General features: G+C 38.6%; 15 protein-coding genes and 1 pseudogene. 7 read left to right on the plus strand and 9 right to left on the minus strand.

Going from position 1 to position 16502, the window contains the following annotated elements; genetic code table 11:
* Positions 1 to 91: 91 nt before the first annotated feature.
* The gene (locus I8751_RS26630) at positions 92 to 670 is read right to left on the minus strand and encodes a Uma2 family endonuclease (protein WP_214442099.1); all 579 of its coding nucleotides are present in this window, start codon (positions 668 to 670) and stop codon (positions 92 to 94) included.
* A gap of 54 nt (positions 671 to 724) precedes the next feature.
* Here I8751_RS26630 and I8751_RS26635 point away from each other — a divergent pair, with 54 nt between their 5' ends.
* The gene (locus I8751_RS26635) at positions 725 to 1225 is read left to right on the plus strand and encodes a hypothetical protein (protein WP_214442100.1); all 501 of its coding nucleotides are present in this window, start codon (positions 725 to 727) and stop codon (positions 1223 to 1225) included.
* A gap of 49 nt (positions 1226 to 1274) precedes the next feature.
* Here I8751_RS26635 and I8751_RS26640 read toward each other — a convergent pair whose 3' ends face one another.
* Positions 1275 to 1748 carry a hypothetical protein gene (locus I8751_RS26640; protein WP_214442111.1) on the minus strand — a complete coding sequence of 158 codons (474 nt, stop codon included), beginning with the start codon at positions 1746 to 1748 and terminating at the stop codon, positions 1275 to 1277.
* A 577-nt stretch (positions 1749 to 2325) separates the two neighbouring features.
* Between I8751_RS26640 and I8751_RS26645 the strand changes: the two genes are divergently transcribed.
* The 3 genes and pseudogenes from I8751_RS26645 to I8751_RS26655 form a co-directional block, all read left to right on the plus strand.
* Complete coding sequence (locus I8751_RS26645) at positions 2326 to 3180, plus strand: DUF4394 domain-containing protein (protein ID WP_225894440.1); 855 nt, start codon at positions 2326 to 2328, stop codon at positions 3178 to 3180.
* Between the two features lie 41 nt (positions 3181 to 3221).
* Positions 3222 to 4616 (plus strand): hypothetical protein, encoded by a 1395-nt coding sequence (locus I8751_RS26650; protein WP_214442102.1) that lies wholly within the window; start codon positions 3222 to 3224, stop codon positions 4614 to 4616.
* A 29-nt stretch (positions 4617 to 4645) separates the two neighbouring features.
* Positions 4646 to 5011, plus strand: a pseudogene (locus tag I8751_RS26655) (Uma2 family endonuclease); the annotation flags it as partial.
* A gap of 47 nt (positions 5012 to 5058) precedes the next feature.
* Here the strand turns inward: I8751_RS26655 and I8751_RS26660 are convergent.
* The 5 genes from I8751_RS26660 to I8751_RS26680 all read right to left on the minus strand — a co-directional run bounded on the left by I8751_RS26660 (position 5059) and on the right by I8751_RS26680 (position 10628).
* A complete protein-coding gene (locus tag I8751_RS26660) occupies positions 5059 to 5220 on the minus strand; it encodes a hypothetical protein (RefSeq protein ID WP_214442103.1) in 162 nt (53 codons plus the stop codon).
* A complete protein-coding gene (locus I8751_RS26665; protein WP_214442104.1) occupies positions 5186 to 5545 on the minus strand; it encodes a hypothetical protein in 360 nt (119 codons plus the stop codon). Before I8751_RS26665 ends, I8751_RS26660 begins: the two co-directional genes overlap by 35 nt.
* A 42-nt stretch (positions 5546 to 5587) precedes the next feature.
* Positions 5588 to 6763 carry a GTPase family protein gene (locus I8751_RS26670; protein ID WP_214442105.1) on the minus strand — a complete coding sequence of 392 codons (1176 nt, stop codon included), beginning with the start codon at positions 6761 to 6763 and terminating at the stop codon, positions 5588 to 5590.
* Between the two features lie 191 nt (positions 6764 to 6954).
* The gene (locus tag I8751_RS26675) at positions 6955 to 7584 is read right to left on the minus strand and encodes a response regulator (protein WP_214442106.1); all 630 of its coding nucleotides are present in this window, start codon (positions 7582 to 7584) and stop codon (positions 6955 to 6957) included.
* A 251-nt stretch (positions 7585 to 7835) separates the two neighbouring features.
* Positions 7836 to 10628 carry a PAS domain S-box protein gene (locus tag I8751_RS26680; RefSeq protein ID WP_214442107.1) on the minus strand — a complete coding sequence of 931 codons (2793 nt, stop codon included), beginning with the start codon at positions 10626 to 10628 and terminating at the stop codon, positions 7836 to 7838.
* Between the two features lie 813 nt (positions 10629 to 11441).
* On the opposite strand from I8751_RS26680, the gene I8751_RS26685 reads away from it, so the two are divergent.
* The gene (locus I8751_RS26685) at positions 11442 to 14135 is read left to right on the plus strand and encodes a zinc-dependent metalloprotease (protein WP_214442108.1); all 2694 of its coding nucleotides are present in this window, start codon (positions 11442 to 11444) and stop codon (positions 14133 to 14135) included.
* A 48-nt stretch (positions 14136 to 14183) separates the two neighbouring features.
* On the opposite strand, the gene I8751_RS26690 is transcribed toward I8751_RS26685, so the two are convergent.
* Complete coding sequence (locus tag I8751_RS26690; RefSeq protein WP_214442109.1) at positions 14184 to 15104, minus strand: CHAT domain-containing protein; 921 nt, start codon at positions 15102 to 15104, stop codon at positions 14184 to 14186.
* A gap of 79 nt (positions 15105 to 15183) precedes the next feature.
* On the minus strand, positions 15184 to 15315 hold the full coding sequence (locus I8751_RS30140) for a hypothetical protein (protein ID WP_263973535.1): 132 nt from the start codon (positions 15313 to 15315) through the stop codon (positions 15184 to 15186).
* A 359-nt stretch (positions 15316 to 15674) separates the two neighbouring features.
* Between I8751_RS30140 and I8751_RS26695 the strand changes: the two genes are divergently transcribed.
* Together I8751_RS26695 and I8751_RS26700 are read left to right on the plus strand one after the other, a co-directional pair.
* A complete protein-coding gene (locus tag I8751_RS26695; protein WP_214441230.1) occupies positions 15675 to 15899 on the plus strand; it encodes a type II toxin-antitoxin system HicB family antitoxin in 225 nt (74 codons plus the stop codon).
* Positions 15900 to 16283: 384 nt separating this feature from the next.
* Positions 16284 to 16502 (plus strand): putative toxin-antitoxin system toxin component, PIN family (locus tag I8751_RS26700; RefSeq protein ID WP_214442110.1); only part of this gene is annotated, 219 nt, incomplete at its 3' end.

A 16502-nucleotide genomic window follows, 5' to 3' on the forward strand; every position in this document is an offset into this window, starting at 1 on the left:
CCTGTTACACAGTAATCACCAGGCTAAAACACCTAGAAAAGAAAAATATATTACTGCATTTTTGCATTAATGCACATTTGCAATGTTGCACTTAGACCTGTCCAGCCGTTAATACTTGGGTAGCGGTCAAATCCAGCACAGGAAAAATCACTGATTTGATTGGCTCTGTCCCCTGAAACACAGATTCTTCATATAGTCCATCTACAAGAATTAGCAGGGTTATTCGGGCTTTGTAAGCATCAATAATCCAGTATTCAGGGATACCCCGTGCTGCATATTCAGAACGCTTGTAGCGGTAGTCTCTATCCTCATTCACCTTTCCTGGGGACACAACCTCAACGACCATTGCTGGGGAAGGCATATCTGGGGTGATGGTTGCGCGTCTGCCGGCGATCGCCTCGAACAACTCTTGTGTCAATATCATCAAATCTGGCAGTCGCACACGAGTTCGGTTGCCTATGACCACAAGTTCTGTATCTTTATGGCGGATAAGTTGAATCGGGATAAACTTGAGAAACTGCGATAGTAGATAGAGAGAAATTAAGTTATTTCTATCGCTTTCTGGTGGCATTTCAACCAACTCTCCATCCACAAGTTCATACTTGGTATCCGTGCCATTATCATAGGCAAGGTACTCTTCAAGGGTAAGTTTCTTGACTGCTGTGGTCATAAACTTTTTACTTGAGCATTACTCTTAAACACATATTTTAACTGATAAATAACTATGCTTGATTTAAACAAAATCCAGGCTATTGCTCAATCCTATTCTCCTCAAGAACTCTTTGCAGCATTGGTTTGGCAGCGTCAATTCAATCAATTTAATGGCAAACAAGTGATCATTGACCTTTCACAGCATACAGATTTGTGGGCAAGTTTTCTGTTTACGAAACCAATCTTTGCACCAGATGAAAACGGTCTAAGCTTTGGTGGCGTAATTGATACACTCTTGGCAATGGCTAACTATCGTCCCATGCCTGAAACTAGTATCATCCATTTTGTCGCTTATCCTGCCGATACACTCTACATCCTGACCGAAAACCAAGATACAAAGGTATCTCAGCTTTTAGATTTAGGTAAAAAGTGGCGCGCTGATTCGGTAGAAGTAACTGATGGCACGAACGAGGAGTATAGTTTTCGGCTGAAGCGTCAACTGAGAACTCAATTAGAAAGTAATGATATTCAACACCCTCGTGATGCAGTCGTTGTTTGTTATTGGTGGGATTGAAGTAGTACACAGCTGCGGCAACCGTTAAGTAATCCTTCCTTGAAAACTTTCAACTGCTGGCATATTCTAGCACTCTCCCAAACTCCCAACGCCATGCTGTCTCTACCGTTATTTCCTTTCCGTTGGTGAACTTGATAAACTCTGTACCGTCACTGTAAAATACATCAGCGACGAGTTGGTTGCGTACATCGTAACCCCACATTTTGGCTGCTGCATTCCACCACTTTTGTCCTGGTGATTCCAACATTGGTAACTCAAGATATTCATCTTGCCACGCCATAGGTTTCCACTGTTCTTGCAATGCCCGAATTAAAATGGCGTTTGGGAAAACCTGCTTCTCATTTTTATGCAACCACAGCACATAGTCAATCGTGCTTCTAAAAGCATCTTCTAACCCAGATGTGCAGCCTTCAAGGGCTGTTTGAACTCCATCTAGGGAAACGTTGATACCAATGGCTACTAACGCTCGTTCGTATTTCTTGAATATCTCGTACTCAACTGAGTCTTTTTCCCAGAACCACACACTTAATGCGCCTCCCAAGCAGTTATTTTCACTTTTTTATAGTTTAATTGTTGAAAGAAATACCTTTCCATATTTTCAACTCGACGCAGAGATTCAGCGTACAGTTGGGCGATCGCAGCACGATCGAAGGCTCGACCAGGGCGGATGCAGAAACTGAAGCTGGCGGAAGTGTTGAAGGAGAATCCAGGATTTGAGTTTCTTGTGGAATGCTGGAACGATGATCCCGCTTTGCAGATTGTGATCAAGAAACAGAAGAGCGAAGTTTCCACAGTGGGGAGTTGCGTGTGTGGATGGGGTGCTGGTTAGGTGGAATGAGTAGCAAGTTGAAATACTTTAGATTCTATTTAAGGGATATTTGAATATAAAATAAGCCACAAATTGGATGAGGAATTTACTTAGCTCAAATTTTAGTGCTGTCATAATAAGCAAGATCTGTAAATTTATTATGAAGCAATTAATATTGTTAAATAAAGATTATTTAAATGTTTGCGTAACTGTCTTAACTGTCTTAACTGTCCTTGTATTTTCATCACTAGTTTGAAATATTAAAAAAGCCTAAATGCTTTTGGAATGTAGAATGAAAAGTTTGCTCGTAAGTAAAATCGCTCTTGCAATTGCTGTAGTTACTGCCAGTCTGAGCTTGAATGCTGACAAGATTTTAGCAGATGTTAAAATCACAAAACTTGCCGATATTCTTCAAATTAATGTTACAGGTAAATGGTCTGGTTTAAGATTCATTGGCTTAACCTCAAATAATACTCTTGTCAATATAGATCCTAGTGGATTTGCTAAAGCAATTAAAGTCAAAGGAATTGACGGCAACTTACAGGGTATTGATTTTCGTCCAGCAAACGGTCTGCTTTACGGTGTCACAGATAGTGATAATATATACACAATTAACCCCATAACTGGTCAGGCTAAGTTTGTGAGCAAGCTATCTAGTAGCTTTAATGGTGGTTTTCAATCAGGGTTTGACTTTAATCCCGTACCAGACCGCTTACGCATACTAGGTAGCAATGACCAAAATTTCCGTACCAATGTAGATACTGGTGTAGTGAGTGTTGACCAACCCTTAGCTTATGCTAGTGATGATCTCAACGCTGGGGTTGACGCGAATATTACCTCAGCAGCTTACATCAATTCCGTTGCTGGAGCAACGACAACTCAGCTTTTTGGCATTGACTATGATCTTGATGTATTAGTACTGCAAAACCCACCCAATGATGGCACTCTTAGAACAATCGGCAATCTTGGTGTTAACTTTGCACCTATAAATGGATTCGATATCTTCACAGATGCACAAGGTAACAATACTGGCTATGCACTGTCTGGTTCAGTTCTTTACAGTATTAATCTATCTACTGGTGTTACAACTCCAATTGCTGAAATACCTTTAGGTACGTTTATTGGTTTAGCCGTTACATCTCGGTAGCTATCCTTAAGCTTGACGCTAAACTAGTATTAATTAAAATCATGACTCAGTTAAGTAATTATCATCAAAATCAAACAACTACAGCTTCTTGGCGGTTAACTTCTGGTTACTTGCACCAGGGCTATACAGATTTTGAATCTGCACATATTCTGCTAGGTCGTTTCCTCGTAGACAGAACATCTGTTAATCCGCTTTGTGAAAAAGAACTTTTTGCCCCTGATGGCATTTTTGAATGGGGATATGGAAAGCCATTAGAAAAAGTGATTAATTCACGAGCAGATTTTGAGTTTTTGCTGCTGCATCCTAATTTATTACGCAAATCGATAATTATTATTGAGCCGTGGTCACACGTAGGCATCAATACTCTTGGCGAACAAGTTCGCGCTTCCCTAAATGTAGCTTATATTGCTCAAAAAGTGGCTGATATGGACTCAATACTGTTTCCTGTTTGGTCAACGGGAACTATAGACCCGGAATTAGTCGCTGGGGTAATTAGCTCTAGTTATGCGGTAGTGGTGGAAGGAGGCGACCCATCAGTTTATGATGCCTCGACCTGGACAAGCCCAGTTTGCCCACGAGAAGATATGTTTGCGTTAGTGGAAAAATTATTGCTCTCGCGCTCGCCTACTAGCGCTCCTGCTATCTTTATTTGTGTAGGACATCAGCTGGCTGCACAATGCCATATACGGCTGATTCAACGAGCAGTTAAACAAGTTTTAGCTACAACATTTATAGAACGTGATAGTGAGGATAAAGCATTCAGATCGCTACAAGAGGTTGCAGAACGTATTGCAACGATGGGTAAAACACTTCAAGTCAAAAAGCGTGATGGACGAATAGTTGCTGGTGACTGGAATGATGAGCATTTTGCCGTGACACGTAATGAGTCAAAAGAAGTTGGCGAACGCGTATTGTTACCTTACCAGTCGCCTGATGGTAAAGTTGTAGAAATTCCTTGGGAATTGATTCATGCTCATGATGTAACATCAGATGCCCATGAAGGTGTAATTGACACAACAATTCAGTATGAGCGTGAAGTATCAACCTCAATGTTTCACTCAGATGAGGTTAATGAAGAGGCAATACTGTTTGCTAACTGGGCTTATCGTAGTATTCATGATGCGATTGTTCCTTATCGACACATTATAGCCAGCAGCCCTTTATCATGGCTAATACAATTACCTGACTCTGTAGAGATTTTATGTTCTACAGCAGTTGATGGAGAAATAGTGACAGAATGTTCAGCTACTTGCATCAACTATAAAGACTTTGAAACAAAAAAAATTCGGCGTTCTTTTACTTGCCAATTTCATCCAGAGTTGTTATCAGACTTACGTGCGATTGGTAATAGGGCGGCTCCTTCTTATTTAACTCTTAAAGTAGATGATGGGGCTCGCCTGTTTGTCAGATTGTTGTATGCAGGAATGCAAGATTAAGAGGATTGTAAGCTTCTAGTCAAAAAATGAAAAGCGATGTTGTGGTTCTCGATGAAACCGTTCTTGACCGTGAACCTCTTTGGGAGCGAGAACCCGTAATTGCAATGGGACGCTCAATTAAACTGGTGGTGGAAGTCGTTAGCACCAATTGGGAAACTGATTATGCTCGCAAAGTTGAAGAGTATGCACTTTTAGGCATTCCTGAATATTGGATTGTAGATTATCGAGGATTAGGTGGAGTCGCATTTATTGGTAAACCGAAACAACCAACCTTCACTGTTTGTCAACTAGTTGAAGACACTTATATTCAACAACAATATAGGCTTAATCAAGCAATTAATTCGTTGCTTTTTCCTGGCTTGCAACTTCGCTTAAATGATATTCTCCCTCGTTAAATACATGAAAAAGTTGAGGTGCGATCGCCTTTATGAGAGTATGAATATCAAGGTGCGATCGCCTTTACGAGAATATAATTAATTTGGGGTGCGATCGCCTGTTTTAAAGCTATCAACAGAAGTACGATCGCTCGTAGTAAAGTATTAGATACGATCGCCTTAAAAATTAAAACATTATTTAATTTTGCAGCTTTTGCCTCTTTTATCATAAGCACATTCAAGAGAGAGTAATTGTGTCTTTTTATCCTTAGCAGTGCAGTCAACATATGCATTATTATCAGAGTCTTGATTAGCACATTCACCTGCTTCCAATTCTGCTTGTTTTGAAAAAGTAATCAAATTTTGAGTAGCAGCATTCTTTATAATCTCAGGATTTTGCCCTTTTGGCCACACTTGTATTATAGCAATTCCTGCTAAAATTCCTATAGCAATAAGACCTATCAATAATTGATTAATTGTAAATCCATCCTGTTGATTTTTATTGTAAACAACTATTGATTTTATCAATTTATTAGCTTTTCTTTGCAAAACCACTTGTGCCTCCAAAATATTAACAAAATTATAGATTTCTCCGATTCAAACTTCCTGATCAATATATTTATTTTTTATGTCATTTATATCAGACTGTTTTTTAATATTAATGCTTGAAAATTGTTTCATATTCTCTTTGAAAGATTTTTCAAAAAAATCTTTTATTCCTTCTATATTATCTTTTGATTGAATATAATTTATTGACATTTTTTCAAACGTTGATATTAAAGCTAAACCCACGACAACTATATATGAGGCTGCGACTGTAGCTGATATAGTTTCAATAGCTATAAACAAAGGAGGAAAAATAACAACTAGTGCTGTAGAGACAAAATCAATTATACTAGTACCTATTACAGCCAACAAAGTACTCGTGGTAAAAGTAGCTAAAGATGCTTTAACATCCATATATTTGCGAAGATTATAGACTTCTGAAATTGCTGCTAGAAGACCTGTTTGTGATATCAGAACACTAGCAGGACTACTTCCAGGAATAGGTACGTAAGCAGAACCAAAACAGGCGGTTGCTGCGGCTGCTACCATCTTCCAAGCTACTTTCTTTTTAGCTTTAATATTTACTGTTTGAGAAACAATAAATGCTTCAGAGTAGATTGAAGGAATCATTTCTATGGAATCATTAACAAGTTCTTTTAAACCAAAAGGTTTTCCATCGTTTGGATCAGCTGATACTTCTAGAATTTTGAAAGCATTAGGTAGTTTTAATTCGTTAATCGCCGCCTTGAGTGCTGCAATTTCTTTTGGTTTAGCTCTATCACACTGGCTCAATACTATTATTACAGGAATACCTAACACACCAACTGTCTCAATCACACTTTTATCAAAATATTCAATTCTAGCTGAACCAGCATTAATTAAATACCAAATTAAATGGATTTTTTCATCTATATAATCAGGATTGGTTAAACTTTTTTCTTTCAAAAATATTGTTGTATCTTGTAAAAATTCACTAGTCCTATCTGCTTCATATCCAGGAGAGTCGTATAAGATAATTGGAGTACTTTCATCATCCGGATATGGATATTTTTTATAATATTGCGTTTGGGGAAAACCAGCGCCAGTTCCGATTTGACTATCATCTAAACCAAAAATAGCCTTAATCAAACTACTTTTACCAGCGCCACATCTCCCCAGAATAGCAATGCTAGGAGGTTTTAACTTATCTTTAATATTTTGGAGTTCTTGGCTAATTTCATTTTTCATAGTATTCATTCAGCCTCTCAACTATAGTTACGATCGCCACCCCATCCAAGTATTTTGATCGCCCTTCTCAAATCTATGCAAATCAAAACTAAGTGAATACACCAAGCCTAGAAAATAAGCCCAACATTGTCACTAGCTAAATGTTGGGTTTTAAACCTATCAAAATGTGAGGTCGATAGATAATATGCAAATTACAACCTAACAATCCCACGATTCAGCGCGGTGACTAGGGCTTGAGTGCGATCGCTAACATTCAATTTGCCGAAAATATTATTAGCATGGAACCTGACGGTACTCTCAGCAATATTAAGGACGTTGCTAATCTGCTGGTTATTCTTACCCTTGGCGATTAGGCGCAACACTTCTAACTCGCGATCGCTCAATTCTTCACTAGCCATCCGTTCGGCTAATTTGGCTGCTATACTGGGCGGAATGTACCTTTGGCCTTTATGAACAGTACGAATCGCATCCAATAGTTCGTCCGGTTCAGCCCCCTTGAGGAGATAACCTTTTGCACCCGCCCGTAATCCCCGATAGATATCTTCATCGCCATCAAAGGTAGTCAATACAATGATTCGGGCGCGTTTAAATTTAGCACAGATAGCTGCGATCGCATCAACACCTTCCATTTTAGGCATTCGCAAATCCATCAACGCTACGTCGGGCTGATGTTGGCAAAAAAATTCTAATGCTTCTCGCCCATCGCCAGCATGGCCGACTACGTTCATGTCTGGTTCACATTGGAGAAACATTGTTAAAGCTTGTCCTAAAATCGGATGATCGTCAGCAATCAAGATACGAATGGCATTGGATTGGCTCATACAAAATAGTCCAAGTATGTATTATTTGAAAAGCAACGTAAAAGCTTATAATTAGCTCTTAGTAAGTCTCTATTTGTGTGTATTAATGAGGAATTACCAATGAGAGCTTATTTATAAAGTAAATATTAGGTTTCCCTTATAAATAATCTCTTACTAATTACCAACTACCAATTACAAAATACAAATTACGGATTACAGCGTTTTTTTTATAGATAAAATACACCACCCTAGCCCCTAGCCTCTAGTTCCTTTCATAGACTTATTTTGATAATCGCTACCACCTCCGTTCCCTGTCCTGGCGAACTTTGAATTGTTAGTTTTGCGCCGATGCGTTCAGCCCGTTCGCTCATAACTAAAAGACCAAAGCTGTTGATAATAGATACACTGCTCATATCAAACCCTTGTCCATCATCTTTAATTCGTAAGCTGCACTGACTTTCTTGATACGCCAGTTTTATTTGAATTTCCCCTGCTTGGGCATACTTGAAGGCATTCGTTAATGCTTCTTGTCCAATGCGGAGTAGGTTGTTTTCAATATCTGGAGACAGGGGGTATATCTCGCCTATTACTTGGCAGACAATATGTGTATTGGTAGGAGAAAATATCTGCGTTGCAAAGCGATTGAGAGCATTAAAAATGTCGCCATCCTCTAATAATTGAGAGCGAAGTGCTTTGATAGAACAGCGTGCTTCAGTCAGCCCAGAGTGAGCTAAATCGCGCCCTGCTTTGATTAATGTCTGTGCCACTTCTATATCTGTCGTTAATTTTCGTGAGGCGGTGTCTAGGTGGACAATAACAACAGCGAAGGCTTGGGCTAAAGTATCGTGAATTTCTTGCGCCAAGCGGTTGCGTTCTGCCAATACGGTTGCTTGTTCAGCTTGTTTGCGACTAGTGATATCTTGTATTGCGGCCATTCTGATGATACGCCCACGATATGACATGACTCTGGCTCTGACCTCCGCGGGAAAAGTGGTTCCATCCTTGCGAAGACAAACGGTTTCATAAATCCCTTCATACCCTGAGAGCATCTTCTGCGTGACCTGTTCCCGACATTCAGGAGCAGTAAAATCCATGACACACATACCAACTAACTCAGAAAGCTCATAACCAAACATCTCAGCACAAGTTTGGTTACTGTATAAAAGGATGCCTCGTTCGGTAATAGTGATTGCTTCAAATGTTGCCTCTGCCAATAGTCGAAATCGTGTTTCGCTTTCTAAAAGTGCTATTTCTGCCTGCTTGCGTTCAACAATTTCTCGTTGCAATTCTAGGGTACGTTCAGCAACCTGTCGCTCTAAAATCGAATTATAATCAGCTAGGATTTTCTCTGCTTTTTTGCGTTCGGTAACATCAATACAAACGGTGAGCGCATATATTACTTTCCCTGATTCGTCAAAAATTGGCGTGCTTAAAACTTCTACAGGGATAGTTTTATTCGGGTGGCGAAACTCAATATTATCAATATGGACAGTTTCACCTGCAAAAGAATACAAAGTTGGCAGTTTATCAGTAGGATATAGCTGGTCAGTTCCAGCTAGATATATTTGATAATATTTTGCCATTTGTTCATTTTCTACAAATGGTAATATCTCTACATTTACTAACTGTTGTGAAGCTCGATTCGTGTAGTAGGTTTGTCCGCTAGGATCATTTATCGAAACACTCACAGGTATAGCGTCAAGAAATTGTTTTAGGCGAGTTTCATTCTGCGATAAAGCTTTGTTTAAATCCTGCATTTCCACAAATTTTGCTTGGAGCTGATCTGCCATACTATTAAATGATTTGGCAAGTTCTCCCAATTCATCGGAACGCTTTATTTCTATTCTTTTTTCCCATTCGCCTTGAGCAAGTGCTAAGGCTGATTTTTTTAATATCAAAACTGGTTCGGTTATCCAGTGTAAAATTAGAATACCAATAACTACAGCCACTATCAAGGCAACAATACATAGCAAAATAGTGGCGCGGGTATTAGCATTTATTTTTGCCATGAAGTGATCTTCTGGGACTACTACTACAATTAACCAATCAATTCCTCGATGATCTGCAAAAGGTAATACTTGAATAAAGTGCCGCTTACTGTCTATTTTAAAATCTAATTGTTGTTCAGTTTCAATTGATTTTAAATTACCAAATTTTTTTTGTAATTTTTGAGAAACAGCTTTTGTAATTTTATTACTACTATCTATAGCAAAAAATGGCTTGATTTTATTTTCTGCCAGTTGTGTCTGCAATCGATTTGAGCGAAAAGGCTTTTCATTAGTTGAGGTTGCAACTAATCTTTCTGATGAACGTTCAATGATATAACTTATATCTGTTTCACCAATTTTTAACCTATTCAAAAAAGCGCCAATTTTTGATAGATTTAAATTTGATAATAAAATTCCTTGTAAATTTCCCTGTTGATCATAAACAGGTTGACTAGCACCAATATATAGAGCAACGCCAGAATTATGAGGATAAATTTCACTCCAAATTTGTTTTTTTTCTTTTATCGGTTTGTTATACCAATCACGTCTTTGAGGAGTGTAAGGTTTGCCGAAATCTTTTATTTCTGTGCGATCGCCTTGAAAATTAGTAGTATAAGTCCGTAAATTATACTTAGTTGATTTACCAGATGCTCTGATTGTCATCAAGTCATCCGGGGGAAACTTTTCGGCTGAAATAAACTCGTTATTTGTATTTGCAAACCCAATTAAACTTACTTGATGAAATACTTGTAATTGTTCAAAGAGATGACGTTCTAAAATGGCAAATTTTTGTACATCTAATTGACCAAGTTTAATGGCATTAGAATTATTTTGATTAATTTGATGGGGCATTTCCAGAAAAGTTTGTAGATTCTGTTCAACACGTCGGCTAATTTCACTCAGTAGCTGTGCTGCAACCTCGTTGACGGCTTGCTGTCCATTTTTGAATGCGAGATAACCTGTTAAACCCACCACAGCCAAAATTTGTAGAATAAAGGGAACAATCAGAATGGTTCGCAAAGAAAATTTAGCGGGAAGATAACTAAAATATTTCAAAGATAATCTTTTGTTAAACATTGCCTGTTAGTTTTATAATCAACATTATAAAAAACAATTTATTAAAAAATTTAAATTTAAAAATCACAAATTTTATTTTAAAACTATAAATATTATTTATTTCACTAAAACATTAAACTAAAATTGTCGTTTACGAAACCTTAAAATTTCTAAAAACCTCATACAAAACCTCATATAAAAACTCATATTTTTGCCTGAATAACAGAATTGGTTCAAATCTGCTGAAATCAATACTTAATCCAAGCAAGTACCTTTGTAAAATAAGCTGCACTTATCGTGTAGCGTCTCGTAAAGCCTTGGCATAGCTATACTTAGGGCGCAGCGTCTGGTAGAGAAGAGAGGACTAAAGTCCTAACTACAAACCTTTTGGTGATGGATGCTTGTGAGCAAGGTTACAAGAACGAACTGGTCAAAGCCGAGATTAGTCCTTGGGAATATAGTTATTTAAATAACTTCGTTGCTAACTTTAAGTGTAGTATTAAATACATTTTGTAACTTCTGTTGCAGATATATTACAGAAAAACATGTATCTTAGGTACTACTTGGCATCTATCTTAAGAAATAGATATTGCCCTTTGATGAATTTTATTTTATAAATGAAAAACCCCGAAGATGCTCTGGGAAAAATTAAAGAGGTGTTGACTAGAGGCTATGTCTTTTTTTCCTCATTGATCAAACAACTGTTTATCTGGCTGAGGGGGATTTATACAGGGTGCAAGTCTTAAGTATTAAAGAAATATTGAGCGCTTGCAAATAACGCATTAATTTATATCTTTTTTGACGTGCGAACTGCTTCAGGTAAAAAACGAAAGGATGAGACACTGGATCACAAAACTAGCAATCTGTGCTTTATTTTTGTATAGTTTGTTGCTAACGCCAAAGTACGTAGAAGCTGACCAACTTTCAAATCCTTATGTCCAGCAATTAGACGTACTGCCGGTAGTTGAAACTTTAGCCAGTGCTGGCAATAATTATGGGGAGATTAGAAAGGAAGATTTTTGGCGATTTCGTGAGATAGCTAAGGTTGCAAATAAATTAGAGGGGCTTTTTACACTTTATTCTGATGATGATTTAGGCACAATTTACTTAGCATTAAAGCCAGAGCAGCTAAATAAAAACTATCTCGCTACAGTGACGATGGAATCGGGCATTGGGGAAAGTGGGATTTATAGTGGATTACCTCTTGCTGATTTTCTGTTTTATTTCCAGCGAGTCAACAATAATTTGCACTTTGTTGCTCGTAATGTTAAATTCCGTACAGAATCAAGTGAACCAGAACAGCGATCGCTTGCTCGTTCATTTAGCGACTCAGTTCTTTATTCACTGGCAATAGACAGTATTGATCCGCGTAGTCAAAATATTCTCATTAACCTGGATGATCTGCTAATGCAAGATTTTGCTGGGTTAACTCCCCTATTGAAATACTCTTTGCAAGCTGATTACCACTTAGAAACCAGCAAATCATATTTTGGCGATCGCCAAAGCTTTCCCAAGAACGTAGAAATCGATGCAATTTATGGTTTTTCTTCACCAGAAGGAGCAGATTTAATTACCTTACCTGATAGCAGGGCGCTGACTTTAAAAGTTCACTACAGTTTTTCCCAGCTTCCAGAAAACAACGATTATATTCCCAGACTTGCCGATGATAGAGTGGGATATTTTATTACTGCCTTTCAAGATTTCTCTGACAATAACGTTCAAGAGCCATTTGTACGTTACATCAATCGCTGGCATCTAGAACCATTAGACCCCAATGCACCTTTGTCTCCACCTAAAAAACCGATTGTGTTTTGGATTGAAAATGCTGTACCACTGTTATACCGCGACGCAATTCGTGAAGGTGTTTTGATGTGGAACAAAGCATTTGCCAAAGCTGGGTTTCAAAATGCCATTGAAGTGCGACAAATGCCAGATGATGCTGATTGGCAACCAGCAGATGTACGCTACAACACTATTCGCTGGTTTAATTCTCTAGATGCAGGTTTTGCCAGAGGCCCGACACGGGTTAATCCATTCACTGGGGAAATATTAGATGCAGACATTATTGTAGATGCCAGTATGGTGCGCTCCATTCAGCAAGAATATCAGGCACTGATGTCAGCAAATTCATCACTGAGCAAAAATCCTTGTCAACAGCAGAATGCAAGAGTTGTATCTTCTGCTGAACTTTGCTATGGCGTGGAATCTTCAAACCAAGCAGCTATGGGGGCTTTGGCGTTGTCACTTTTACGCAACACTACACCGAATAGTGCCGCGATGAAAGAGTATGTGCATCAATATTTGCGTTCTCTGATTGCCCACGAAGTCGGACACACTCTTGGTTTGCGCCATAATTTTCACGGTAGCACCATGTTAGCTCCCCAAGAATTAAATCAGACTGAAATCACTCACACCAAAGGTTTAGCGGGTTCGGTGATGGACTATCTACCCGTAAATATAGCGCCGCAGGGAGTAGAGCAAGGTGATTATTTCCCCAGTGTAGTTGGCCCTTATGACGAATGGGCAATTGAGTATGGTTATAAAATCAGCCCTTCTCAAGCACTAAAGCCAATAATTCCAGAAGCAGAAAAAAGTTTTTTGCAGCAGATTGCTTTAGCATCGCCTCAACCAGAATTATCTTATGCAACTGACGAAGATATCTGGGATATCAATCCCCTGGCAAATGTTTGGGATATGAGTAGCGATGTATTACTTTATTCCCAATGGCAAATGGATAACGCCCGTGTGATGTGGCAGCGTCTTGACAAGCATTATCTATCGCCAGGAGAAAGCTATAGTAATTTGCGCGTCTTATTCAATAAAGTACTTAATTATTATTTTCGTAATGCCACCTTACTCTCTAAATATATTGGTGGGCAATCGTTCCAACGTCTTCATGCTAGTGATGATATTGCCTGGGCATTTGTACCAGTTTCACTGTTCAAACAACGTCAGGCATTAGCAAAGTTGCAAGAGTATGTATTTGCTGAGGATGCTTTCAGTTTTTCACCGCAATTATTGAATCAGTTAGCACCGTCACGCTGGCAACATTGGGGTAGCCCTATATCCAATAACCGACTTGATTATCCCATTCACGATCGCATTCTCAAATTTCAAAGTAAAGTATTGCGATCGCTATTAGACAGCGATCGTCTTAATCATTTACAGGATATAGAATTAAAAACCCTGCCTGGAGAAGCGTTACCCATACCAGAACTATTTGACACTCTACAAAAAGGCATCTGGACAGAAGTTTTAACTCCAGAAGAACCGCAGCCAATTTCTAGCATCCGCCGTTCATTGCAACGAGAACATCTCAATATTTTGCTAGAGATAGTATTGGGTACTACTGATGCACCTGAAGATGGTCATACACTGGCTTGGTATGAATTGCGCCAACTACAAAAAGCCATTGATATCAAGCTCAAACAATTTGGTGAGCAACTTGATATTTATACACTAGCCCACTTAGAATTTACTGGCGATCGCATTACCAAAGCATTAAACGCACAGTTAGTTTCTCATTGATATCACGTCTGGTTCAAAACTATAGGTTTGTAGTAAGGACTAAAGTCATTAATTTCCTTGCAACCATTCATCCAAACGAGACATTTCTACCGCACGGTTCAACAGCAATCCATTCACCTCGTTTGAGCCAGAGTGGAGAGCTAAAACATAATACTTGCCATTTATATTACTGATAATTGCACCGCCAGAAGCACCCTGATTAGTGTCGCAGTTGTGGTACAACAAATTCTCCTGGCGGCGGAGGATACTGCATTGTAAGTGAACGCCAGCAGTCATACTTTCACCAGCAGTTAGATTTTCATACCCATCCGGCGATTTGGTTGATGTAGTTAATGCCGCAAAGGGAATGTATTGTAAAGCTTCATCACCAACAATTACTAGACGTTTTTGCCCCAATTTATCAGCTACAGGTGCGAGGATAAGTTGACTCAGTTCATTAGCAGCTTTCGCCGTTTCTTCTGGGGAAACTCCCAGCATTCCCGGATTTTTTAAATAATTGTTGTATAAATTCTTGGCAGCTTTGTCTATCTTTTCACGTCCTGGGAGTTCATAGCTATGGAGAGAGTCGGGTGTGACAGCCCAAAGATAGCTACGTTCTTCACCCAAAGAATATTGCAATAGCAGTGTGTCTTTATCTAGTTGTTGTTGAATTTGTTTGAGGGTTAGAGGTTGGGGATATATCAAATCGGCATATTCTGGGTTATTGGCGCGGATTTTAACTTCAAGTTCTCGCTGTTGTTTGAGTAAGTCTTGAATTTTTTGTTTGGTGTTAGTTAAAAGTTGTTCTGGGGTTTCTTTTTTACTTGCTAGTGCTGATAATAATTTTTCTTGAGCATTGATTTGCCATTGCAAACGGCGTTCTTCTGCTAAGAGTTTTGGGTCAATGCCTTTTTTGATATCTATATTTGCTTCGGTTAATAGTTCAATTAGACCACGGGCGCGGGAGCGATCGCTAACTTGCAGTGCCAATGCATCGTATCCTTATTGATGGGTCTTTTTTGTGCAATTGCATCAGCAAGTCGGTGTAGAACTTGTAGTAGTGTTGGACTCAGGCAAAGTAAGAGGCGCGTAGTTCCTTGTCAGCTATTTTGGTGCGTAAATCTTCAATGATTTCGATAGCTGCTTGAATATGTGTTTGGGCTTGTTGTAAATTACCGCGATAGCGTTCTAGCAAAGCCATGTTAGAGATGGTGGTGGCTAAATGCCATAAATAAAAGGATAAAATCGAATTAGACTCAAATATAAAAATTATGAACACATGTCATAATTACTAGCGATCGCCATAAAATCTCTAAAATTACTTTTGCCTTGTTTGGTGATTATAATATTGCTGCCTGAGTGCGATCGTTTAACTTTCAATTTTACATTTTGAATTGTTAGAATAATGATTTTATGGGTGCGGTCGGTAAATGCGGCTGTGGTTTCTGTTTTTGTAACGAATTCATCGGTAAACTCTTATTTTTTCGTTCTCACGCTTCCTAACGAGAGGTGGGGATGAGAGGCGATAATAGTTATTGAACGAGTCAAGGTAACTTTGATATGTCGTATAAAGTTAGCATTGTGATCGAAAAAGATGAATATGGATATTATGCTTATTGTCCTGAACTTCCTGGTTGTCAATCTCAAGGTGATTCCCTAGAAGAAGTACAGGCAAATATCAAAGAAGCAGTTGAGCTTTATATAGAAACCTTGTCAAATTCAGAAAAACAGGCACTTCAGAACAAGGAAACATTCACAATAACCTTGGAGTTAAAAGTTGCCTAAGCTGCCACGTTTGACTGCAACAGAAGCGGAAAAACTTTTATTAGATGCAGGCTTTATTCAAATGAGAAGTAAAGGAAGTCACAGGATTTATTTTTGAGAAGAAGTGAGAGTAGTGATTCCTTTTCATTCAGGAAAAATATTGCACCCAAAAATAGTTAAACAGGTTCTACAAGCCATTGACATTTCTGAGAATGAAGCGACAGTAGAAGAAGTAATACCTGAAACTGATGAATAAAAATACCATCTCCCAAGCGCCGCTTTTATATCCTCCACCAAAAGACTGTTAAATGCAATTGAAACTTTAGGAGTAGATGCCGATGAACCTACTCTTCAAGAAATTAGTGAGATGGTCAAAGAAATGCGACGGGAACGACACTCTAAAAAATGAGAGTTGTCTTAGATGTTAATGTTTGGGTTTCTGGTTTACTTTGGCGTAGTGTTCCAGGTCGAATTTTCGATTTAGCAGCAGCAAATAAAATCACCATTTATACATCTGAGGCTATCCTTGCAGATGTTGAAGAAATACTTGCACGTAAGAAGTTTCAATCAAAAATAAATGCTTTAAATACAACTGTAAAAGAGTTGCTTTCTATAGTAGAACAG

The sequence above is a fragment of the Atlanticothrix silvestris CENA357 genome (assembly GCF_016056295.1).
Lineage (GTDB): Bacteria > Cyanobacteriota > Cyanobacteriia > Cyanobacteriales > Nostocaceae > Atlanticothrix > Atlanticothrix silvestris.